The organism is Acetobacter tropicalis (genome assembly GCF_001580915.1).
Classification (GTDB): Bacteria; Pseudomonadota; Alphaproteobacteria; order Acetobacterales; family Acetobacteraceae; genus Acetobacter; species Acetobacter tropicalis.
Genome location: NZ_LHZQ01000216.1, coordinates 44,908 through 68,829, shown reverse-complemented (window position 1 = coordinate 68,829; position 23,922 = coordinate 44,908). Strand labels below are relative to the sequence as shown.

Annotated in this window: 20 protein-coding genes; 10 read left to right on the top strand and 10 right to left on the bottom strand. The window is 51.8% G+C overall.

Annotation, left to right across the window (positions count from 1 at the left end):
• Positions 1-14 precede the first annotated feature (14 nt).
• The 10 genes from AD944_RS12155 to AD944_RS12110 all read right to left on the bottom strand — a co-directional run bounded on the left by AD944_RS12155 (position 15) and on the right by AD944_RS12110 (position 13,810).
• On the bottom strand, positions 15-872 hold the full coding sequence (locus tag AD944_RS12155; RefSeq protein WP_045543648.1) for a sugar phosphate isomerase/epimerase family protein: 858 nt from the start codon (positions 870-872) through the stop codon (positions 15-17).
• A 1-nt stretch (position 873) separates the two neighbouring features.
• Entirely contained in the window at positions 874-2,028 is a 1,155-nt protein-coding gene (locus tag AD944_RS12150) for a dihydrodipicolinate synthase family protein (RefSeq protein ID WP_201785461.1), read from the bottom strand.
• 2 nt (positions 2,029-2,030) lie between these two features.
• Entirely contained in the window at positions 2,031-2,798 is a 768-nt protein-coding gene (locus AD944_RS12145) for a 3-ketoacyl-ACP reductase (protein WP_045543649.1), read from the bottom strand.
• On the bottom strand, positions 2,795-3,937 hold the full coding sequence (locus tag AD944_RS12140) for an acyl-CoA dehydrogenase family protein (protein ID WP_035382183.1): 1,143 nt from the start codon (positions 3,935-3,937) through the stop codon (positions 2,795-2,797). Before AD944_RS12140 ends, AD944_RS12145 begins: the two co-directional genes overlap by 4 nt.
• 123 nt (positions 3,938-4,060) lie before the next feature.
• Complete coding sequence (locus tag AD944_RS12135; protein ID WP_236709337.1) at positions 4,061-5,443, bottom strand: carbohydrate porin; 1,383 nt, start codon at positions 5,441-5,443, stop codon at positions 4,061-4,063.
• Between the two features lie 194 nt (positions 5,444-5,637).
• Positions 5,638-6,915: a glucose/galactose MFS transporter gene (gene gluP / locus AD944_RS12130; RefSeq protein WP_052427300.1), complete on the bottom strand. Its 1,278-nt coding sequence runs from the start codon at positions 6,913-6,915 to the stop codon at positions 5,638-5,640.
• A gap of 92 nt (positions 6,916-7,007) precedes the next feature.
• Positions 7,008-8,603: a GMC family oxidoreductase gene (locus tag AD944_RS12125; RefSeq protein WP_045543699.1), complete on the bottom strand. Its 1,596-nt coding sequence runs from the start codon at positions 8,601-8,603 to the stop codon at positions 7,008-7,010.
• Complete coding sequence (locus AD944_RS12120) at positions 8,603-10,102, bottom strand: aldehyde dehydrogenase family protein (RefSeq protein ID WP_045543651.1); 1,500 nt, start codon at positions 10,100-10,102, stop codon at positions 8,603-8,605. Before AD944_RS12120 ends, AD944_RS12125 begins: the two co-directional genes overlap by 1 nt.
• A 285-nt stretch (positions 10,103-10,387) precedes the next feature.
• On the bottom strand, positions 10,388-12,919 hold the full coding sequence (locus tag AD944_RS12115) for a cation-translocating P-type ATPase (protein WP_045543652.1): 2,532 nt from the start codon (positions 12,917-12,919) through the stop codon (positions 10,388-10,390).
• Positions 12,920-13,045: 126 nt separating this feature from the next.
• Entirely contained in the window at positions 13,046-13,810 is a 765-nt protein-coding gene (locus AD944_RS12110) for a glucose 1-dehydrogenase (protein ID WP_045543700.1), read from the bottom strand.
• A gap of 375 nt (positions 13,811-14,185) precedes the next feature.
• Here AD944_RS12110 and AD944_RS12105 point away from each other — a divergent pair, with 375 nt between their 5' ends.
• From AD944_RS12105 to nuoK, 10 genes are read left to right on the top strand one after another with little or no spacing between them, the layout of a single operon-like run.
• Complete coding sequence (locus tag AD944_RS12105) at positions 14,186-14,611, top strand: NADH-quinone oxidoreductase subunit A (protein ID WP_045543653.1); 426 nt, start codon at positions 14,186-14,188, stop codon at positions 14,609-14,611.
• Positions 14,608-15,252: an NADH-quinone oxidoreductase subunit B gene (locus AD944_RS12100; protein ID WP_035382188.1), complete on the top strand. Its 645-nt coding sequence runs from the start codon at positions 14,608-14,610 to the stop codon at positions 15,250-15,252. Before AD944_RS12105 ends, AD944_RS12100 begins: the two co-directional genes overlap by 4 nt.
• Before the next feature lie 4 nt (positions 15,253-15,256).
• Entirely contained in the window at positions 15,257-17,038 is a 1,782-nt protein-coding gene (gene nuoC, locus AD944_RS12095) for an NADH-quinone oxidoreductase subunit C/D (RefSeq protein WP_045543654.1), read from the top strand.
• Positions 17,025-17,516 carry an NADH-quinone oxidoreductase subunit NuoE gene (gene nuoE, locus AD944_RS12090; RefSeq protein ID WP_035382190.1) on the top strand — a complete coding sequence of 164 codons (492 nt, stop codon included), beginning with the start codon at positions 17,025-17,027 and terminating at the stop codon, positions 17,514-17,516. The genes nuoC and nuoE overlap by 14 nt, the downstream gene beginning before the upstream one ends.
• Positions 17,516-18,811, top strand: a complete 1,296-nt coding sequence (gene nuoF, locus AD944_RS12085; RefSeq protein ID WP_145912947.1) for an NADH-quinone oxidoreductase subunit NuoF — start codon at positions 17,516-17,518, stop codon at positions 18,809-18,811. The genes nuoE and nuoF overlap by 1 nt, the downstream gene beginning before the upstream one ends.
• Positions 18,812-18,832: 21 nt before the next feature.
• Complete coding sequence (gene nuoG / locus AD944_RS12080) at positions 18,833-21,610, top strand: NADH-quinone oxidoreductase subunit NuoG (protein WP_045543656.1); 2,778 nt, start codon at positions 18,833-18,835, stop codon at positions 21,608-21,610.
• A complete protein-coding gene (gene nuoH, locus AD944_RS12075; protein WP_045543657.1) occupies positions 21,607-22,563 on the top strand; it encodes an NADH-quinone oxidoreductase subunit NuoH in 957 nt (318 codons plus the stop codon). The genes nuoG and nuoH overlap by 4 nt, the downstream gene beginning before the upstream one ends.
• A gap of 25 nt (positions 22,564-22,588) precedes the next feature.
• Complete coding sequence (gene nuoI / locus AD944_RS12070) at positions 22,589-23,101, top strand: NADH-quinone oxidoreductase subunit NuoI (RefSeq protein ID WP_045543658.1); 513 nt, start codon at positions 22,589-22,591, stop codon at positions 23,099-23,101.
• 6 nt (positions 23,102-23,107) lie between these two features.
• Positions 23,108-23,608 (top strand): NADH-quinone oxidoreductase subunit J, encoded by a 501-nt coding sequence (gene nuoJ / locus AD944_RS12065; RefSeq protein WP_045543659.1) that lies wholly within the window; start codon positions 23,108-23,110, stop codon positions 23,606-23,608.
• A gap of 1 nt (position 23,609) precedes the next feature.
• Positions 23,610-23,921 (top strand): NADH-quinone oxidoreductase subunit NuoK, encoded by a 312-nt coding sequence (gene nuoK, locus AD944_RS12060; protein ID WP_045543660.1) that lies wholly within the window; start codon positions 23,610-23,612, stop codon positions 23,919-23,921.
• Position 23,922 lies beyond the last annotated feature (1 nt).

Sequence of the window (23,922 nt, the reverse complement as noted above, 5' to 3'; positions counted from 1 at the left end):
CACACCCTCGTATTTCAACAAACAGTACGAAAACGTTCAACCATGATATCCAGCACGTCTTCCGGGTTTCGTTTCCACCAATTGTTTGCAGAGAAGATTTCCACTTCACAAAATCCGTTATAACCCGCCGCTTCCACCGCTGCCCGAATGGGTTTCAAAGCCACCACCCCATCCCCCATCATTCCGCGGTCAAGCAGGATATCGCTCGTCTGGGCCAACCAGTCACAGAGGTGATATCCAAAAATGCGCTGACCAGCCCGTTGAATCTGGTAGCGTAAATCCGTATCCCACCAGACATGATAAACATCTATGGCAACACCCAGGCCCGGAGCCTCCACCATGTCACAGATATCCAGCGCATCTCGGGTGGTTGTCAGGCACGAGCGATCTCCGCCATAGGCTGGATTCAAGGGCTCCAATGCCAGCTTAACCCCACATGCATCTGCATACGGGACAATTTCCTCCAAATAGCCTGCTACCAGCTTAAGGCTATCTTCCACCCCTTTTGTTCCGGGCTGAACGCCTCCTGTCACAATAGTTAAAACTGGCGCGCCTATTTCCGCAGCCAGATCCAAGGCTGAACGAAAGTCATCAATCACAGCCTGCTTTCCCACCGGCGCCATTGGCCCTACCAGAAACGGCGACCGGCATAGCCCGGCCACATGGACGCCAACCTCGCGCGCACGGCGCGCTATGTCAGCACCACGCCCCGCCACCTCCCGCCTCCAAAAGACAATGCCGCCAATCCCGCGCCTGGCGCATGCATCCAGGGTTCGCTCAGGCGACCAGCCTGCCCCTGCACCGGACACATTATGCCCCAAGCTGGCGGTATTCAGCGCGAATGCGGAAAGATCATGCGTGAAATCCCGCATTTCAGGCTCCGTAAACCGCCAGAAGTGACGTCATGCGATGCACTGCCTTTTCCGGATCACGTAACAGGCCACATTGATCAGCCTGCCTGAAAATTTCGGTAAAATAGGGCAAAGGCCGAAGAGCCTGAGCACCGTTCACCATAACAAAATGATCCTGAAACCCATTCAGCCAGGCAAGAAACACTACGCCAGTTTTATAATATTGCGTGGGAGCCCGAAAAATTGTGCGGGCAAGAGGTACTGTAGGGTCCAGAGTGGAACGGAAAGCAGCTTTGTCTCCCTCTCCAAGCTTAGAGACAGCATACGCAGCAGCAGGTGCCAGAGGATCAAAAATACCCAGAAGGGCATGACTGAAACCCTGATCATCTCCTTCAATCAGTTCCGGATAATTGAAGTCATCTCCGGTATACATTTTCACACCGTCAGGCAGGCGTCGCCGCAGAATGATTTCTTTCTGTTTGTCCAGAAGGGAGATTTTTATACCATCGACCTTGCTTTTGTTGGTCTCAATAATTTCCAGAACAGTTTCCAGGGCGGTCTCAAAAGATGTGCTTCCCCAATATCCCGCCAGTGCAGGGTCAAACATTTCCCCTAGCCAGTGTAGAATAACGGGATGATCACAGGCGGAGAGAACATCTGAATAAACACGCAGATAGTCCCCCGCGTTGGTGGCTACTTTCACAAGAGCGCGGCTTGCCATAAGGATCAACCGGCCACCTACGGCCTGAATAGCCTCAACCTGCTCCAGATAAGCCCGAACCACATCGTCAATTGATCGTGCATCCTGCGGCGCCAAATGATCTGTGCCGCATCCGTTCCCCACCAGCGCATCTGGCAATTCTTTACGTGTCTGTGTAACCAGTTCCAACGCCCTGGGCCAATCCAGCCCCATACCACGCTGCGCTGTATCCATAGCCTCCGCAATGCCAATCCCTAAATCTGCAAGGTACCTGCGGAATTCAAGAGTTTTCTCCCAATCTATCGCAGGTGATCCGGATGGATCATTATTCGTAAAGGGATCAGCAACCACATGCGCGGCTGAATAAACAATCCGTGCCGGATGAGAAGGAAGAACGGCCTCTGGTAACGGAACACCCGTCAGACAATAATCCGTCTTCTGACCACTGATATCTGGAAGAGCTATTTTCATGGTCATCCTCAAAAACGAGGGATCAGCATTCCGGCATCTGCCGAAATTGCCTGTCCTGTCACATAGGGAAGTTTGCCAGTTGCAAGGCTTGTGATGATGGCCCCAATCTCCGCAGGTGTGCCAACACGCGGGAAAAGGGTCAGGCCATCCTCAGCCCGTTTCTGGTAGCTCTCAATAACCGGCGCTGTCATTTCTGTGGCTATAAGCCCGGGCTGCACATCATAAACCGCTATGTTTTCAGCCCCCAGCCGCACGGCAAGAGTGCGTGAAATCATGGCGGCCGCCGCTTTTGATGCACAATATTCGGAGCGCTGAACAGCAACGGCTACCGCGTTGGAAGACGTTACATTCACAATGGAATAAAACCGCTCGTCGTCCCGTTTTCGGGAAACTAAACGCCGTGCAAAAGATTGAGAGAGAAAAAAGAGTGCCTTGGCATTCACGTTCACGCAACGCTCCCAGCTGGCTTCCGTCACATCCAGCAGGTCTCCACGTTGAAGAACTCCTACCCCCGCATTGTTCACCAATGTCGTCAACGGCCCCAAAGTGTCTTCAATGCAGGAAAGCTTTGCTGCGTATTCTGTGCAATCCGTTACATCAAAGGGGGCTGCTACCACCGGCCCACCATATTCTGAAACTTTCGCAACCGCGCTCTTAAGCTCTTCATTATCCTCTGGGCCATTGAGTGCAACAGCAAAACCGGCTTTGGCAAGAACCTCAGCCGTGGCCAGCCCTATGCCACGGGAAGATCCTGTAACAAGCGCGACCTGCCTCATGAGCGTGCGCCTTTACGCAGCAATTCACGCGCAATAATCATACGCTGAATCTGATTTGTTCCTTCATAAATCTGGGTGATTTTTGCATCTCGGTAAAGACGTTCAACTTCAAAGCCACGGATATAACCAGAGCCGCCAAAAACCTGCACCGCGTCAGCCGTCCGAGCCACTGCCATATCCCCGGCAAAACATTTCGCCATGGAACAGGAACGCGTGGCATCCAGCCCACGATCAATCTTGCTCGCGGCGGAATAAACAAGCAGGCGGGCTGCTTCAATATCCTTTGCCATATCTGCCAGTAGCCACTGCACGCCCTGGAATTCGGAAATATGCTTTCCAAACTGTTTGCGCGTACCGGCATAATCCACGGCGGCTTCCAGTCCTGCCTGCGCAATACCTACGGCAAGGGAAGCAATCCCCACGCGTCCTTTATCCAGAACACTCATCATCATATGGAAACCACGGCCTTCTTCCCCCAGAAGCGCATCTGGGCCTAACCGGACATCCTGAAAATCAAGCCCCCCTACCTGACTGGCTCTTTGTCCCATCTTGTGCTCTTTGGGGCCGCGATCCACTCCCTGCGCATGAAGATCCACAATAAATATGGACATACCCCTGTTACCGGCATCCTTGTTGGTGCGCGCCAGCACAAAGCCCGTATCTGCTACGGGAGCATTATGAATCCAGATTTTACCACCATTCAGCACCCAACCGTTTCCATCACGCTCAGCAGTTGTACGAATGCCTGATACATCTGTTCCGGCTTCCGGTTCTGTTATGCAATAAGCGACTTTCCGCCGCATGGAGAGTATTTCAGGTAGGATCTTACGCTGGCTCTCCGTCCCATGGCGCACCAGAAGGGTTGAAATCAGTTCCACCAACCCACATTGGTCCGCAATACTGGCGTAACCGCGGGACAGTTCTTCCATCACCACGGCATAGGTCAGCGTATCAAATCCGGGCCCGCCCAGTTCTTCCGGTACGCCAATACCGAATAGCCCAAGCTCAGCCATCTGATCATAAATTTCGGAAGGGAAGCGCTCTTCCCGGTCAAGCGCTTCCGCTGCGGGGCGGATTACTGCATCTACAAAAGACCGAGTGGTTTCCAGAACCTGTTCCTGCACTTCATTAAGAAACATCTTTGAAATCCTACTTTATGAACTATCTGGTTACATACATTGAGTGGCACGATAAGATCAAGAAAAGAGAGCAACAGACTGCTCAAAAACCGCTGAACATTTCGTGTGGTGCGTTTACTAAAGTTAGAAGATGATAGCGGTCTCAAAATCGAGCACAGTTGCATTCGGATAACGGCGCGTGCCACCTGGTCTCCAGACATATTGCAACCCCGGCCTGACCAGAAGCCACGGTGCAGGACGCCACCCGTAATTGACCTCAAAACTATGCTCAAACGTGGGAGTAGAAATATTCTGCCCGGTTGAGTTGAGATACCGCGCATAGCGGGCAATTTTAGAACTCACTACCATCAATTTACCGCCAATACTTACCGTATCATCTGGTCTGTTGGGAAAAGTCCCTTTGCGGATAAAGCCCCACGTTGCAAAATAAGGGAAAGGAGACGTTTGCGTATCGCCCCATACAAAACTGCCAAACGCCACAACGCCCCGTTTATGATCGCTTTGGTCGCGTTCTATCATCTGGTCTCCTTCAAACCAGGCTCCATAACGCCCTTTTATGCTCTCACTCGGCCAGTTTTGATAAACTGTACCCGCGGGAGCAAACATCGTTATTTTCTGGGTAACTGTTTTAACCTTGGTTGTTTCCCAGTATCCGCCTATTCGTATATTTCCTGGATAGGCACCTGCTAAATCTGTACCGCCGTGCTTCCACCCCAACTGCACTGGAAAATACGTTCCTACAGTATTATGAAGCCACATTTTCCAGCCATTATGGCTGTTGGCTATGGTGTTATCCACATTATAGACACCAAAAGAAGCCAGAAAATCATCTTTGCCCGTAGGATATAATTTTATATACGCCCCGGGATGCGCGCTTGGATAATAACCGTAGCCAGAATTGAAAGCGAGCGACTGCGGCATACCGCAAATAGCATTGCTCTGAAACTGGCAGTAAATAGACATCCCCCAGTGTGTTGTTGACTGGGCAAAATCATTTTCCGTGTTGACCCATCCGAGCTCCGTATTCACGTAATTTGTAAATTTGTGCTCCAGAGAAAGCCTGGTCAAACGCACCGTCTGTCCGGTTCCGTAAATTTCCTGCACGGAACTCAGTGCGGGCATAACCATATGCAGCCCTAACCCTGAACGCTGGGTGACCAGAAAGTGAAGAATTCCGATATCATATCCAATCCATTTTCTGAAATCGATATCAAGGCCCCCGGCAAATTCATGTGCATAACGCACCGCCTGCGCTTTCCCCCCTACCGGGTTCCCGGCAGTATCCTGCACATAATGCCCTTGAAACAAAATGCCCCTGCGGGCCAAACGTGTGCGCAGTCCGCCCCAATCTCCCGTCATGGTATCCTGATGTAACCAATTGGGCGATAACGGGCGCGGTGTAGAACGCAAAACTCGGGAAACGCGGCTAGGCCGCCTTATAATATTGTGATGGTCGTCATAGAAAAAGAAATCATCTTCATTGTTGGAAAGTTCTTCCTCCACCACATCGGGATTGCTCACACAGATAACATCCGGGTCCCATGGAGTCATGGCAACACCAAAACATTCTGACAATTCAGGCCTGCGTGTGCGGGCCTCACTTGCTGCAGGTATCAATGCAAGGCACGCGACCGCACTTACGGTACGAGATATTTCCCACATGACAGCTTCCTTTTTTATTTTTTTACTGCTGCTTATGCTTAGGAAAATACTTTATGGTGAAAATAACGGGAATAAATTCCGAAAAATATAACAACCAGATAACAAAGCGCCGGTATGATGAACGCAATATTTAAGCTGGTAACATCCGCAAACCGTCCTGTTAGAACAGGAACAAATGCGCCACCGACAATCGCCATACAAATCAAACCTGAGCCTTCAGAAGCACGATGCCCAAGATCCATGGAGGTCAGTGAAAAAATCAAGGGGAACATGACTGAATTACACAACCCAACCGCCAACATTGCCCATCCAGCGACACTTCCCGTTGACACAATGGAGAGAATAACCAGCAAAAAAGCGAAGGAACCGTAAACTGCCAAAAGAATGGAAGGTGCTATGGCCCGTAGGAACACAATACCCAGTAAACGTCCACACAGCAGGCCGCCCCAATAAAAGGCAAGATGTTTCCCTGCCTCTTCAGATGTTAAATGTAACGTATCTGGCAAAACAAGATAATTAACCAGAAGGCTCCCAATAGTAACTTCTGCGCCGATATAAAAAAACATGGCCGCAACGCCGAAGCTGAAATGTTTATCCCTGAATAGCTCAATGGCTTTCAGAACACTCCCTTCATGAAAATAGTTATCTTTGAGTTTACTGCGGTTTACCCAGGTCAATAATGACCAAAAGAAAATAAAAACAGAGACAATCAGATAACAGATGCTAATATCTATTGCGCCTTCAGACATGTTCTGAGCAGAAAAATACGCCGCTATCTTTCCCAGAAAACTCTCTTCTGGGTGATGGCGCAAGATAATCATGGCCCCAAGATAAGGCGCAACAACTGTCCCCAGTGAATTACACGCATGGGCGAATGTCAGCCGTGATGAGACATTTCTTTTGTTGCTAAGGGAAATGATAAGCGGGTTTGCCGTAACCTGAATAATTGTGATACCCGCCGCCACCACAAACAAAGCTAACAGAAAAACCAAAAAGCGCGCTGACCATGTAGCGGGAATAAAGCACAGACACCCTAATGCGATCAGAATAAGACCTATAACAAGAGTCCTCATATAACCATTTTTTTTGATCATATGAGAAGCTGGAATAGAAATAAGGAAATAGCTGGCAAAAAAACAGAACTGAACAGTCGTCATCTGAGTATAGTTCAGGTCAAAAACTTCTTTTAGTTTTGGCATAACCACATCATTTAGACTGGTAATGCCTCCAAACAGGAAAAACATGGAGAAAGACAGAAAGTCCAAAACCCCTGATTTCTCTTGCATATTATCCTTTATCGCAACTGAACACTCCATAGCAGCACTCCTTTGGCGGATGTACATGACCCAATGGTAGTGCAGAAATGATATTTCGGTATCATTTCTGCTTTAATATATACGAATGATTTTTAGTAAGAAGAAGAAATGATATCACTTGCTTTTTCTGATATCATTACAGTAACAGCATTTGTATTGGAGCCGATAAGGCTAGGAAGGACTGAGGAATCACAAATCCTCAACCCGTCAACTCCCCGCACTTTCAGGCTCGGATCAACAACAGCCATCTCATCCGTCCCCATTTTGCAGGTTCCATTGGGATGGTAAGATGTTCTGCCATACTGCCGTGCGTAGCGAACCAGATCTTCTCGAGTTTTTACTGTATTATCCGGAAAATGAGCCCGTTTGACATGCTTCTGCATATTCGGCTGACTCATGATCTCACGGCTGATGCGCACCCCTTCCACGGAACTGCGCACATCTTCAGGCTCTGCTAGAAAATTCGGATCAACCAGAACACGATCTTCAGGGTTCGCACTGTTCAGCCGGACGGTTCCCCTACTCTTGGGGCGCAACACATAAGAATTCAGCGTGCAGCCAGAACCAGAGGGTATATTGGGCACACCCGCCTCTACTCCTGCCCCTGCCAGAAAGTGGAATTGCAGGTCAGGCACACTCTCCTGGCTATCAGAGTGCCAAAATGCGCCCCCTTCGACCACATTGGATGTCACTGGTCCGGATTTGAACAGAAGATATTGTAAACCAGCCCACATCATCATGTGAGCTTTATTGTAACGATCAAGGCTTATCGGATTTTTAAGTTCATAGACGATATCAATGCCATAGTGATCGCTCAGGTTGCTCCCAACACCGGGCAGGTCAGCAACAACAGGTATGCCATGATCTTTCAAATGAGCCGAAGGCCCAATACCAGAGAGCATCATGATCTTGGGAGAACCTATGGCCCCCGCAGTAATAATAACTTCTGCATCGGCATACGCGACGTGTTTCTTGCCCTTTTGGATGTACTCCACACCGCTTGTCCTGTTATTTGAAAAAAGGACACGGGTGGTTAAACAGTTGGTTTCCACTTGCAAATTAGGACGCTTGATTACGGGCCGCAAATACCCCACAGCCGTAGAACATCGCCGCGCATTCCGGGTGGTTGTTTGATAAACTCCTGCTCCTGCCTGCAATGCACCGTTAAAATCCGGATTATAAGGAATGCCATATTGCTGACAGGCCTGCACAAACGCCCGCGTTACCGGCATGGGCGCCGCAATGCTGGATACGCCTAAAGGGCCATCCGTGCCATGATATTTTGTGGCAAAGAACTCTTTTCCTTCGGACCGGAGAAAATACGGCTGCACATCCTTGGCAGACCAACCTGCGCATCCCTCCTCATTAGCCCATCGATCGTAATCTTGTGCAACGCCTCGTGTAAAAACTTCAGCATTGATAGAGCTTCCGCCCCCCAGCACACGCGCCTGCACATAGGGGATTCTACGGTTTTGTGCGTGTACCTGTGGTACAGTGTGAAAACCCCACGTGTAAGGACCACCTGTCATTTTCGCAAACCCTATGGGCATGTGAATAAACGGATGATTGTCGGCTTTTCCTGCTTCCAGAAGCAATACCCGCGCACTAGGATTTTGACTCAGCCGGTTGGCCAGCACGCACCCAGCTGTGCCGCCCCCCACAATAATGAAGTCATAACCAGCCGACATCACGACACCCAAGGGGTACGAGGACCAAAGGCAATGTGCGTCGCTTTGATTTCGGTATATTCCTCTACACCGTAAATGCCGGTCTCCCGGCCAATGCCTGATTGCTTGAACCCACCAGCCGGCAGCTCTGGTCCACCAGAAATAGTGGTATTAACCCACACACGGCCCGCACGGATACCTCTTACTGCATCCATGGCATGAGAGAGATTCTGGGTCCAGATTGTCGCTGAAAGCCCGTAAATGGTCGTATTCGCTATGGTAATCGCCTCATTTACCGTTTCAAACGGCAATATACTCAGAACAGGCCCAAAAATTTCGTCTGTTGCAATATCCATCTCAGACGTAACGTCAGAGAAAATGGTTGGTTGAACAAACAGTCCCTTAACGGTTGTGCTAACACTTCCCTGTGTCAGTAAACGTGCGCCCTGTTTTGTGCCACGTTCAATATAGTCACAAATCGTTTCGTGTTGCTTGTCACTAACAATTGCGCCAACCTGCGTTTCTGGGTCCAGCGGATCTCCCACACGCAAACGCCCAAGCTTTTCAACGAGAAGATGTTCAAACTCTGCCTGAATGGATTTTTCAACAAGCAGCCGGCTTCCACCCACACAACATTGCCCTGCATTAAAACAGAAGCCAAAGATCACGCCATCCACGGCCTCTTCAAGCCGTGCATCGGCAAATACGACATGCGGATTTTTCCCACCAAGCTCCAGGCTTAGTTTTTTGAAGTTCCCAGCGGACGCAGCCAGAACCCGCTTGCCAACAGATGTCGAGCCCGTGAAAGACAGCATATCAATATCTGGATGATGTGAGAGCACCTCCCCCACCACACTTCCAGCACCCGTCACTACATTGAATACCCCATCTGGCAGGCCTGCCTGTGTAAGGATTTCGGCCATGATCAAAGTTGTGGCGGATGTCAGATCACTCGGCTTCGCAACAACCGTACAGCCTGATGCCAGAATGAAGGGTAGACGCTCCGAGAGAATGAAAAAAGGGAAGTTCCACGGTGTAATCAGCCCAACCACACCAATCGGCTCTCTGGTGACAAGCCCAAACACGTTATCACCAAGGTTATTAAAGCTGTCGCCATGCAACATGCGGGCCGCCCCGGCTGCGTACTCGTAAATACCAGCACTGGCCTGAATTTCCCCACGGGACTGTGTGATGGGCTTGCCTGTTTCCAGAGTTTCCAGCACCGCCAGTTCTTCCGCACGATCCCGAATAAGATTTGCCGCCTTCAAAAGCACATCCGCACGCTGTTGGCCGGATAATCCTGCCCAACTGCGGTTCTCAAATGCCTTTCTGGCTACGGCAACAGCCTCATTAACATCCTTTTCCGTGCCACCGGTTGTTTTCGTCACAAGAACGCCATGCGCAGGGCTATAGCGTTCCATAACTTTGCGGCCAGCAGTCTCAACCCAACGACCATTGATATACAACCCGAAGTGACGTGGGTTTTCGGGCAAAGAAAGCTTTTGAGTGTTCGTAGTCATTGCACCGCCCTGTTTTTGATTATGTGTTATTGCAGTTGGAAATCGGTGTTACTAACCAGTTAGTGTATTAAAAAATGAGTGTCAATCACCATTCTCTTCGCCGGCCAAACGCAGAAGCTGCCCTCACCTTAACTTGATGGCTTTGTAGATATTTCAGTCCCCCATAAAATGACCGGATTGCATTTTGACAAAAAAGTGTCTTTTGGTGGCAAACGAAGTTCTGGCCCTACATTTGTAAAGAACGTAGCCTCATTTCTTCTCCTCCGTCTGGAGAAATGAGCCGTACTAATTCTTCAAGGAAGCCTGCCAAAACCGCTTCATAAACTCCATAATCAGTAAAGCAATCAGACTGACAAAAATGCAAATTCCCACATCACGCAAAGTAACGCTCCCCAATCGGAAAAGATTGCGTGTTGGTGAAAAACTCAGAATTAAAGTCAGCAACACGGCATCAAAGGCAAGCACACCCCACAAAACAGGATTAGGTCGGACCAAAGCACGGAAGGGAGAGGTATCAAAGGAGCGGTTTACCAGAACAAGAACAACATCCCCCAGCATAAGGGTTACAAATACCAGAGAGCGCAGCGTTTCTTCTGCCATTCCCCGCCATGTCCCCATAAACAGAACCAGACACAGGGCTATGAGGACTATACCTCCCTGCACTCCACTCCAGAGCATAAGTGAGCCAGAAAACAACGGCCGGTAAGAGTCACGCGGTGGCCGCACCATCAGATCGGCCTCCTCAGGCTCCGCCTCAAACGCGATAGAGCAGATAGGATCGACAACAATTTCAAGAAAAGCGATATGCGCAGGAAGAAGAATAAGAGGCAGACCTGAAAACAGGGGAATAATGGCCAAACCAGCTATAGGCACATGGGCCGCCAAAATAAATCCCATGGCTTTGTGCAGATTATCATAAATCCTGCGTCCAAGGCGTATGGTTTTTACAATAGAACTGAAGTCATCATTCAGGAGTACAATTGCACTGGCTTCACGTGCCACATCGCTGCCTCTCTGCCCCATGGCAATACCAATCTGGGCGGCCTTCAGGGCTGGGGCATCATTCACGCCATCACCCGTCATGGCAACAACATCACCATTACTTTGCAAGGCCTGCACAATCTCCAGTTTCTGCGCGGGTCGAATGCGGGCAAAAACATCAATGTCTTTCACGCGGTCCGATAACGGTAGCCCACTTGTATCTTCAAGGTCTGCCCCCGTTAGAACCTTCTCAGCCCGTATTCCTGCCTCTCTGGCAATAGCTTGCGCTGTCAGCGGATAATCTCCCGTGATCATGACAACACGAATTCCAGCAGTTTTACATTCCGCAATAGCATCTCTCACATTGGCGCGCAGGGGGTCCGTCAGCCCCACAAGACCGAGGAACGTGAAAGAAAATCCGGATTGTGCTTCCGGCAGAGGCTTTTCTTCCTCATGCAAGGCTTCTGCTACGGCAAGAACACGCAGACCACGGGCAGCCATCTCATCCACCTTCCTGCGCCATGCTGCGCGCGCATCAGACCCGAGATGGGAGAGCTCCATCACCGCTTCAGGCGCGCCTTTACTGGCAACAAGAAGCCGACCATTTTCCAGCTTCCAGACATTGGCCATAGCCAACACTTCGTCCCCAAACGGATAATCCCGGACAAGGTCAACACTCAGCGGTTTCTCTTGTCCTTGTTCATGTCGGGAAATCTCATGAAATGCCTTTTCCATTGGATCAAACGGATCAGGCTGACACGCATACCGTCCAACATGAATGATGCGTGTTACAGTGCCATCCAGAGAAGATGGATCAGAACTTCGCACATCAATCATACCTCCCGCGTCAGTCTGAATTTCGGTAACTGTCATACGGTTTTCCGTCAGTGTGCCTGTTTTATCCGTACACAAAACCGTTGCAGACCCAAGACTCTCAATAGCTGCTGCGCGCCGGGTAAGAACACCTGCCCGAGTAATGCGCCACGCCCCCATCACCAGGAAGACTGCCAGAACAAGCGGGAATTCTTCTGGCAAAAGAGCCATACTTAAGGCTATCCCCCCCAGAAAAGCCGTCATCCACCCGCCACGTATCAGTCCGTGCAGCACCACAAAGATAGCGCTGGTTCCAACCCCCACCAGCGCCAAAACCTTGACCAGCCTTGCCGTCTGTCGCGCCAGATGCGGCGCTTCACTCTGGATATTTTCCAGCGCCACCCCTATGCGCCCTATTTCGCTCCGCGCCCCCGTTGCGGTTACTTCCGCCATTCCCTGCCCACGCACAATCAGGCTACCGGCATACAGAAAAGGGCTCTCATCTCCACCGGGGGACTGTGGTTCCGGATACGTTTCAACCGCACTTTTACGAACAGGCACAGATTCGCCAGTCAGTAACGATTCATCTGCTTCCAACGAGTTTTCAGATCGTACCAGAGCATCCGCAGCCACACGATCCCCTTCTCCAAGAACAATCCAGTCTCCACGCACGACGTCCTTACCCGCAATTCTCTGCTGTGTTCCGTCTCGCACAACAAGGACACGGGGACTGGTGAGGTCACGTAGCGCATCAAGAACCCGTTCACTCCTGACTTCCTGCACCACCGTAATAAAAACAGACGCAGACCCCAGAGAAACAAGCAGCAAAGCCTCATGCCAGTCTCCCAGCGCAATATAAATTCCTCCAGCCCCCAACAGCATCAGAAATAAAGGTTCTTTCAGAACACCCAGTACCACCCGCCAACGCGACCTATTGCCTGAACGCGCCAGATCATTCGGCCCTTCCTCACGTAATCGCTTTCTGGCTTCTGCATCTGTCAGGCCATTGGGTAAGGTGGACATCCTGATAAGCCTCTGCAAAGAAAATGGGGGGGGAATGTGGCCAGATCATCCTCCGCTCACCTATTCCCCTGAAATATTAGAATAGTATTCGGGATAAACCCTGCGTATTGTTTTTGCCCTAACAGGCTATTGCGCTGTGTAGCCGCCATCTATTACCAACTCGCTCCCCGTGACGAATTTTGATTCGTCGGAAGCGAGGTAAAGAATACCATAAGCAATATCGTCAGGTTCACCCAGATGCCCAATAGGATGAAGATCAACCAGCCTCTTGCGCGCTGCCTCATCTTCCTGTGTCAGGCCAGCCACCATGGGCGTCCAGATATACCCCGGGTGAACGGAATTAACCCGAATTTTATATCCCGCTTTTGCACAATGTAATGCTGAGGATTTTGTAAAAATACGCACTCCGCCTTTGCTGGCATTATAAGCTGCGAGTTCAGGGTCACCAATCAGCCCTTCAATTGAAGAAAGATTGATAATAGATCCGCCTGCACCATGTTGCCGTATCCCCTCAATGGCATATTTCGTACCCAGAAAAACACCATCCAGATTAATTGATTGCACTCGCCGCCAGTCTTCCAGCGTAGTGCTTTCCACGGAACCACTGTAGGCAATGCCAGCATTATTCACCATGATATCAAGCCGCCCGAAACGGGACAAAGCCCCCTCGATCACGGATTTCCAGTCTTCTTCCTTCCGCACATCAAGGAGGAGGAAAAATGCCTTTCCACCCTTCCCCTCAATTTCAGAAACTGTTTTCTGTCCTTCCTCTTTATTAATATCACCGACAATAACTGAGGCTCCTTCCTGCGCCAGAAGGAGTGCTGCAGCTTTACCAATACCAAGTGCAGCCCCACTCACAATGGCAACTTTCCCGTCCACGCGGCCCATGGGCTTTTCCCTTTCATGATGATGAACTAAGTTAAAAGCGCAAAGAAAGAGCACCTTTATCAACAGAACAACGCCTGTAAGCGGAGAGAGACGCATCTTCTCCCTACTGTTTTTTGCTCTTCGTTTTCCACAACGATTCACCAGTTCCGCAACTACGGGATGGCGAAGAAGGCTTACTGTGAACTCCTGCTGTCTTTTCTCCGGGGAACTTCCGTTTTCACCAAGCGTATAAGGCTCGACAGCACATGTCGCTGCTCCTTTTTCAAGTCTGGAGCAAAGCGCCGTTAGTATGCGCTGAGTACAAGCAGAAATTGCCAATCCATATGTAAGACAACTCCGTGCGGATAATAATCAACATAGGCGGAAGGTCGTGAAATGGTAGATTTTTCTCAAATCCGCTCCCTTGTTGTTTATGCGTTGGTTATCGGCGTTCTGCTTATTTGCATGTTGGGCTTGGGCGCATTCACAGGCATCAGGCGTACTCGAGAGCACATGGGGCGTGCCCTCTCAACTCCCTTTGAATCCGGCATAATCCCAACAGGCTCCGCTCATCTTCGGCTGCCGGTTCAGTATTATCTGGTGGCCATGTTTTTCGTCATTTTTGACGTGGAGACAGCGTTTCTCTTTACCTGGGCAATTGTCGTCACAGATGTAGGCTGGATTGGATACAGCGCTGCCGTGCTCTTCATCTTCTTTCTGGCTGTTTCTCTCGCCTATCTGTGGCGTGCAGGTGGATTGGACTGGGGGCCACTCCCCCGCCGTATTCCACAATCACCAACCGGCATGGAGCATGCATCATGATCTGGTCTCTTTCTTCGCCCACATCCAAACCTGAACATAAATCATCTATTGAAAATGCAACGTTTACCGAAACAGTTCGGCGTAATCTGGTGATCGGTCGTCTTCAGGATTTTGTGTCGTGGGGGCAGAAAAATTCCATTTGGCCTCTCAATTTTGGGCTCTCCTGCTGCTACGTTGAAATGGCAACGGCTTTCACAAGCCAATTCGACATTGCCCGTTTTGGCTCTGAAGTGCTCAGGGCCACCCCACGAGAAGCCGATCTTATCGTCATATCCGGAACGGTTTTTGTAAAAATGGCACCCATTATCAAACATCTGTACGATCAAATGCTTGAACCTAGGTGGGTTATCTCCATGGGGTCCTGCGCCAATTCTGGTGGCATGTATGACATTTACAGTGTCGTGCAGGGGGTAGACAGTTTTCTCCCTGTAGATGTGTACGTTCCCGGCTGCCCGCCAAGACCTGAAGCTCTTCTGGAAGGGCTAATGCTTTTACAGAAATCCATAGGGAGCCAGAGACGCCCATTAAGCTGGATGGTTGGTGAGCAAGGCATTGTTCCGGTTACGCCCCCAAGCCTGCGAGACGCCAAACGCAGCATCCGCCAGACCACACAAACCCTGCGTTCACCAGACGGGATCTGACACCATGAGCGCAACCGTCCTCCCGCCCCCACCCCTTCAGTCAGAACGCCCCTTACTGAAAAAAATCCTGGAACAGACAAACGCCTCTCTCAGCCCTGTTCTGGAAATAACGCGGGATAATATAGCTGTTGTCTGGATATCCCCTCTCGCTATCCGCCTCACTCTCCAAATGCTGAAAGAAGATTCTCAAAACTGCCTGATGCTTTTTGATCTCACGGCCATAGATGAGCGGGACCGTATTCACAGGGAGGGGCAACCAGCCTCTTCTTTTACTGTCGTCTATCACCTGATGTCGCTCCAGAGCGCAGCAGATGAAGTCCGTATCAAAGTCGCCCTGCCCGATCATTCTCCATCCCTCCCCAGCATCAGTGATATCTGGCCTAACGCCAACTGGTATGAACGGGAAATATGGGATCTGTTCGGCATCCATTTTGACCAACACCCTTTTCTCCGCCGTATCCTGACACCGCCCACATGGACAGACCATCCATTACGCAAAGACCACCATGCTCGGGCAACGGAAAAGCTGCCATATAGCCTGACAGAAGATCAGGAAAAATATGAACAGGACGCATTATGTTTTGATCCCTCCTTATGGGGCATGAAGCGACATAGCGACCATAGTGACTTCATGTTTCTCAATCTCGGCCCCAACCATCCGAGCGTGCATGGCGTGTTCCGCATTGTCCTGCAACTGGAAGGGGAACGCATTGTAGATGCCGTGCCTGATATTGGTTTTCATCACCGAGGCGCTGAAAAAATGGGGGAACGCCAGTCTTGGCACACTTACATTCCCTACACGGATCGCGTGGATTACCTCGGCGGGGTTATGAATAATTTCCCCTACGTGATGGCGGTTGAAACTCTGGCAGGCATCAGCGTGCCTCCACGCGCGCAGATGATTCGGGTTATGCTGGCGGAACTGTTTCGTATTGCAAGCCATCTGGTTTTTTATGGAACAATGGCACAGGACGTTGGGCAGCTTTCTCCTGTTTTCTATATGTTTACCGATCGAGAGAAAATTTTCAGGATTATCGAAGCCATCTGCGGTTTTCGTATGCATCCGGCATGGTTTCGTATCGGCGGCGTGGCCATGGACCTCCCCGTTGGGTGGGAAGGGCTGATCCGCTCCTTTCTTGATTACCTTCCCAAACGCCTTGACGAATATGATGCCCTGGTCATGCGCAATCCTATCTTCCGGGCTCGTACGCAAGGGATTGGCGCTTACACAAAAGCCGAGGCTGTAGAATGGGGTGTAACAGGGCCAGGGTTACGCGCCTGCGGGCTGGAATGGGACTATCGAAAACACGCTCCCTATGCCTGTTATGATCAGCTTGAATTTGATATTCCAAACGGCCAGAACGGGGATTGTTATGACCGCATAGTGGTTCATATCGAGGAGATACGGCAAAGCCTGCGTATTATCCGCCAATGCGTGGACCTTATGCCATCCGGGCCGGTCAAAGCGGAGCATTCTCTTACCACACCTCCCCCCAAAGCCCGGACGATGCATGATATTGAAACCCTCATTCACCATTTCCTTAACGTCAGTTGGGGGCCGGTCATCCCTCCGGGTGAAGCCCGTGCCTGTGTTGAAGCCACAAAAGGCCTCAACAGTTACAGCCTGATTAGTGATGGAGGAACCACCTCTTACAGAACCCGTATCCGCACGCCGTCCTTTGCACATCTGCAAATGATCCCTCTGCTTAGCCGTGGCATCATGATCGCTGATCTGATAGCCGTTGTTGGCAGCATTGATTTTGTGATGGCCGATGTTGACCGCTGACGGCACCCTCCCTGCCGACATCAAGGCAGAAATTCTTGCGCTGGCGCAGGAAGAGTTGCACCCGCAGGGAGCAAGCGTTGCCGCATTGCAAGTTGTACAATCCCGTTTCAGATGGATCAGCACGCAACATGTGAAAGAAGTCGCACAGTTGCTTGATATGTCGCCTGATGCGCTAGATGGCGTAGCAACCTATTTCAATCTGCTCTTCCGTAAACCTGTTGGCAAACACGTCATCCTGCTGTGTGACAGCGTATCCTGCTGGGTGATGGGCCGTGACCGTCTGTGTGCCCACCTGTGTAAGAAATTAGGCATCCAGCCGGGTGAAACTACAGCAGATGGAGCCATCACGCTTTTGCCCACAGTCTGCCTAGGTCATTGCGATCATGCGCCCGCCCTTCTGGCGGATGAGAACCTACATGGTAATCTCAATACGGACACCCTGGACCATCTGGTGGATAGCCTGAGGGAGAAACCCTGATGTCGGCCACACCGACCCCTCTTACAGCCATGATCACGCCATCCGCCCCCCCGCCGGATTGCGCTACATATGAACGGGCCGGAGGCTGGCAGGCCACCCGCAAGGCTCTCAAAACCCTTGCCCCGGCTGATGTAATTGACATTGTCACACGCTCCAAACTGCGCGGTCGTGGTGGGGCTGGGTTTGGAACCGGCCAGAAATGGAGCTTCGTCCCCAAGGAACTGGCGTCTGAACGGCGGAAATACCTTATTGCCAACGCAGATGAGATGGAACCCGGCACGTTCAAGGATCGGTGGCTCCTGGAAGGTAACCCGCTGCAACTGGTGGAAGGTATGATTTTAGCCGCATACGCCATTCAGGCCGGGCACGGTATTATTTTTCTACGTGGAGAATACCATCTGCCCCGCAAACGCCTCACCCAAGCGATTAGCGAAGCACGCGAGAAAGGCTGGTTGGGGGACAATATTCTTGGCTCTGGTTTCAGCTTTGATATTCATCTTCATTCCAGCGGTGGCCGTTATATATGTGGCGAGGAAACGGCTCTCCTCACAGCATTGGAAGGCCGACGGGCCACACCGCGCAGCAAACCCCCCTTCCCTCAGTTCAGCGGTTTGTGGGGGGCCTCCAGTGTCGTCAACAATGTTGAAACACTTAGTAATCTGCCACATATTATCGCCAATGGACCTGAATGGTTTATCAGCTTGGGCACTGGCCCGGATAGCGGCACGAAACTGTATGGTGTGAGTGGACGCGTGCGGAAACCCGGTGCATGGGAGCTCCCCATCGGCACCCCGCTTCGGCAGATCATTGAAGACTATGCGGGCGGCATGTTGCCCGGTTACAAACTGCGTGCACTTTTACCCGGAGGCGCATCCACTGCGTTTCTTGATGAAGCAGCGCTGGATGTTGCAATGGATTACGGCTCCGTGGAAAAAGCCGGAAGCCGACTGGGCACAGGCATGGCCATCGTTCTTGATGACCGGACATGCCCCGTAGGTATGATCCTGAATCTGGAACATTTCTTTGCTCAGGAATCCTGTGGGTGGTGCACCCCATGCCGGGATGGTCTGCCATGGGTGGAACGCTTGCTGAGCGCCATTGAAGAAGGCTCTGGCGAAACGGAAGATATTGAACAGCTTGCCCGTCATGCACGCATGCTCGGCACCCCCGGCCGGACGTTCTGTGCCCATGCTCCTGGGGCCATGGCCCCCCTCGCCAGCGGCCTGAAACTATTTGCAGATGATTTTTCCGCCCACATTTCCCACCACGGCTGCCCCCTCCGGCATGCGGCCTGATGGCAGGAAAGGAGCAGAACCATGATAACCTTCCAGCTAGACGGACAGTCTTGCTCCACCCGCACGGATATCAATCTGCTTCAGGCCTGTCTGGAAGCGGGGGCGAACCTTCCCTATTTCTGCTGGCACCCAGAATTAGGCTCCGTTGGCGCATGTCGCCAATGCGCTGTCAAACAATTCAGTGGCCCGGAGGACAAAACCGGCCGGATTGTCATGGCGTGCATGACTCCCGCCACCGAAGGCGCGTTGATTTCAATTGATGATGCGGAGGCAAAAGAGTTCCGTGAAGGGGTTATTGAATGGATGATGGTCAACCATCCGCATGATTGCCCCGTCTGCCCGGAAGGCGGGGAATGTCATTTGCAGGACATGACCGTCATGGCCGGACATAATACGCGCCGCTATCGTTTTACCAAACGCACCCATCGCAATCAGGACCTCGGACCTTTTATAAAACATGAGATGAACCGGTGCATTGCCTGTTATCGCTGCGTGCGTTTTTACAGGGATTACGCGGGTGGTGATGACCTTGCCGTGCTGGGAGCACATGACAACGTTTATTTCGGGCGGGCGGAAGATGGCACGCTCGAAAACGCCTTTAGTGGCAACCTTGTGGAACTCTGCCCCACAGGTGTTTTCACGGACAAGCCATTTTCTGAAACCTATACCCGCAAGTGGGACTTACGGGGCGCACCCTCCGTCTGCGTACATTGCGCAGTCGGTTGCAACACTTTTGTGAATGCACGTGAAGAAAAAGTAAGGCGGCTACTCAACCGTTATAATGATGAGGTCAACCGCTATGTACTGTGTGACCGTGGACGATTTGGACACGGCTTTGTCAATGCAGCCTCTCGGCTCAACACACCTCTTTGCCTCTCTGATGAACAACCCACTCCCGTTCCCACACAGGCCGCCATGGCGCAATTCGCACGCATGGCAGCCTCCGGGCCCATTGCCGGAATTGCCTCTTCCCGTGCTTCCCTCGAAACCTGCTTCAGCCTGCGCAGCCTCGTGGATCCAGACCTGTTTTCAACCGGTCAGACACAGCAGGAACAAACCTGCACGGAATTAGCCTATGCGCTGTTGAGAGATCATCCGGGGGCCATTCCAACCTTGCATGAAATGGAAAGTGCAGATGCCGTCCTCATACTGGGGGAGGATGCCTCGGCCACCGCGCCACGGCTTGCCTTGGCCGTGCGGCAATCAGGGCGTCAAAATGCCTTCCTTGCGGCTGATGCTGCCAAGGTGCCCCGCTGGATGGACGCGGCTGTCCGCACAATCGGGTCTGAGACACTCTCCTCTCTTTTTGTTGTCAGCCCCGCCCCCACGGATCTGGATGGAATAGCCAGAGATGCCATTCGTGCCGTGCCAGATAATGCCGCACGCCTTGGTTTTGCCATTTGGCATGAACTTGATCCAACTGCCCCGACTGTTCCGGACCTAAAGGAGACAGAAGCCGAACAGGCAAATCGTATTGCCACCGTTCTTGCGGCAGCAAAAAAGCCTTTGGTGGTCTCGGGCATGCAGTATGGTTCGATTGCTCTCATGCAGGCTGCAGCTGGCATTGCCAGAGCCCTTACCCGGAACACCTCTGAGGCAGGTTTGTCTCTGGTGCTGCCTGACTGCAACAGTATGGGATTGGCCATGATGGGCGGCGCGCCCCTTGAAACCATCATAGCGCGAGCCAAAGCGGGCGCGATTGGGACTCTCATCATCATAGAAAATGATCTGACCCGCCGCCTTGATCCCCCAGAGATTGTCGACCTACTGGAAGCAGTGCCCAACATCGTTCTGATTGATCACACAGCCACGCCCCTCTGGCAGAACGCCAATCTGGTGCTTCCCGCCGCAACTTTCTCTGAAGATACCGGCACCCTGATCAGTCAGGAAGGACGAGCACAGCGGTTTTTCCCTGCGGTTTTTCCTCCGGCTCCCATTCAGGCTAGCTGGCGATGGGTACAAGACCTTGCTCGTGCTCTCCCTTCCAAGCAAGGCACTCCAGCCTCGCCGGCCTCTACAAATCTCTCGGAATGGAAAAATCTTGATGAGGTAATTGCTGATCTTGGCAAAGAACTCCCCGTCTTTGCGAAAATCATAAATGCCGCTCCAGATGCCAGCTATCGGCTGAATGGCCAGAAACTTCGGAGCCAGACTTATCGGGCCAGCGGACGCACCGTTATTCGCTCTTACATCAGTGTGCGGGACCAACCGCCCCCCACCAATTCAGACACTCCCTTCAGCAGTTCAATGGAAGGCGCTTACAGGACTGACATGCCTGCCGCCCTTGTGCCTCATCTTCATGCACCGGCATGGAATTCGGTTCAGGCACTCAATCGTTTCCAGCAGGAAATCGGCGGCCCTCTGCGGGGCGGAGAAGCTGGCATCCGCCTTTTTTCCAGTGCTACAGCAGAAGGGAAAGATAGCGTGCAACCGTCTTCTGCACCGGATATCCCGCCACCGTTCATACCGCAGCCTGATACCGTTCTTCTCCTTCCGGAAGCAAGGCTCTTCGGGGGTGAAGAACTCAGCATGTTCTCGCCGCCGCTTGCAGCCCGCGCTCCGCCTCCTGATTTGCGCCTCCCCACAAGCGCCGCACTACAACCACGCATGACCCTGCATTTGAAGGGATATGGGCCAAAAACTCTTCCTGTGCGGCACCTTGCAGGATTGCCCGATGGCGTTGCGTTGTGCCCGCCACACATGGTTGCCGCAGCGTTCAGGTTCCCTCAGATAGTCCGCCTTACTCCAGACCCAGCAGAAGGAGAAGGAGAAGGAGAAGGAGAAGGAGAAGAAACATGAGCCACTTACCCCTTCTTGCCATTTTTCTGATCCCGGCGATTATCCTGGCATTGGCAACCTTGTTGACATGGGTAGAGCGGCGGCTGTTGGGCCTGTGGCAGGATCGGCACGGCCCAAACCGGGTTGGACCGGGCGGCCTGTTTCAAGCTGTGGCTGATGGGATCAAAATCCTTTTCAAGCAGGATTGGATACCTCCTTTTGCTGACAAAACGGTTTTCGTTCTGGCTCCCTCTATCGGCATGATGACCGTCCTGCTCTCTTTTGCCGCCATTCCTTTCACGCCCTTGAGCGGTATTGCTGGCACCCTGAACATTGGGCTGCTGTTTATTCTGGGCATGATGGGCCTTGGCGTTTACGCGGTAGTGCTCGCGGGGTGGGCCTCCAACAGCAAATATGCCTTGCTGGGCGGCATGAGAGCCGCCGCCCAGATGATCAGCTATGAAGTCTTTATGGGCCTCTCTCTTCTGGGGGTTGTGATGATTGCCGGTTCCTTCAACCTGCATGATATCGTCACGGCCCAAACGCACTGTTGGTTTATCCTTCCACAATGTCTTGGATTTTTCATTTTTCTTCTTGCCGGTATTGCCGAAACACACCGTCTTCCATTTGATCTTCCTGAAGGAGAAAATGAACTGGGAGCCGGTTTTCATACCGAATATTCCGGCATGAAATTCGGCATGTTCTTCATTGCCGAATACGCTGGCATTATTCTTATTTCCTCTCTGGTCACCACTCTTTATCTAGGCGGCTGGCTGGGGCCTGTTCTGCCTGCGGTAGTCTGGTTTGTGCTCAAAACCAGTGGGGTTGTTATTTTTTTCATTCTTCTGAGAGCCGCTCTCCCTCGCCCTCGTTATGATCAATTGATGGCTCTGGGCTGGAAAATCCTGCTTCCGCTTTCTCTGCTTAATGTCACCGCCACCGGCACTGTTCTGATGCTTCGCGCAGCCGGATAGTACGCTCCATGGAAAGGCACGTGTCATGCTCAATACTGTTCGCACACTCTTCCTGACTTTCCTCCATGCCTTTCAGGCACGCGCAACTGTGCAGTATCCTGAAGAGCAACCCTATTTACCCTCACGCTATCGGGGGCGCATTATTCTCTCGCGTGATCCGGATGGCATGGAACGCTGTGTTGCCTGCAATCTCTGCGCTGTGGCCTGTCCTGTAGATTGCATCAGTTTGCAGAAAACAGAAGAAAATGGACGCTGGTATCCAGAATTTTTTCGTATCAATTTTTCCCGCTGCATCTTCTGTGGCTTTTGTGAGGAAGCCTGCCCAACCTACGCCATTCAGCTCACACCAGATTTTGAAATGAGCGAATATGCACGCCCCAATCTTGTTTATGAAAAAGAAGATCTGCTGATCAACGGAACAGGGAAGTATCCAGATTACAGTTTTTACCATGTTGCAGGTATAAGCATTCCCGGCAAAGACCGAGGCAAGGCCGAGCGCGAACGCCCCCCTGTCGATCTTCACACCCTTCTGCCGTAACGCGCCATGAACACGCTGGCCCTCCTTTCCGGCAGCCTGACCCTCTTGGGGGCCATTATGGTCATAACCCGGCGGGTGGCAGTGCATGCCGTGTTGTATCTGGTGGTCACGTTGCTTGCGCTGGCGACAGTCTTTGCCCTTCTTGGCGCACCTTTTGCCGCAGTGCTTGAGGTGATCATCTATGCAGGGGCCATCATGGTTCTCTTCGTGTTTGTCATCATGATGCTCAATCTGGGGCAACCGGATCGCGAACGGGAAAAAGAGTGGCTCCGGCCCCGTATCTGGGGTGGCCCAGCCCTGCTTTCCACCATTCTCTGCGCGGAACTGATCTACAGCCTCAGCACATTGCCCCAACAAACAGACAGCTTTTCCCCTCTTTCCGCACGAGATGTGGGGTTAAGCCTGTTCGGCCCATACGTGCTTATGGTGGAACTCGTCTCCTTTCTGCTTCTGGCTGGACTGGTCACGGCCTTTCATATTGGCAGACATCGCATGGAGAACCGTTGAAATGCCCCCCACCACCTTTAATGCGGTTCTGCTGCTGTCAAGCTTCCTGTTTACCATTGGCCTTACGGGAGTGCTGATAAGGCGCAATCTCCTATTCATGCTCATGGCACTTGATATCATGCTGAATGCGGCCGCTTTGCTGTTTGTTGCTGCAGGAGCGCATTGGCACGATGCAACCGGCCAAGTCATGTTTTTGATGATTTTGGCACTCGCTGCCGCAGAAACGGCTGTCGGATTGGCCATTATCCTCGCTCTGCACGCCAGAGGCCGCCCTTCTCTTGATGCCGATACCGGCAACCTGCTGCGAGGATAAA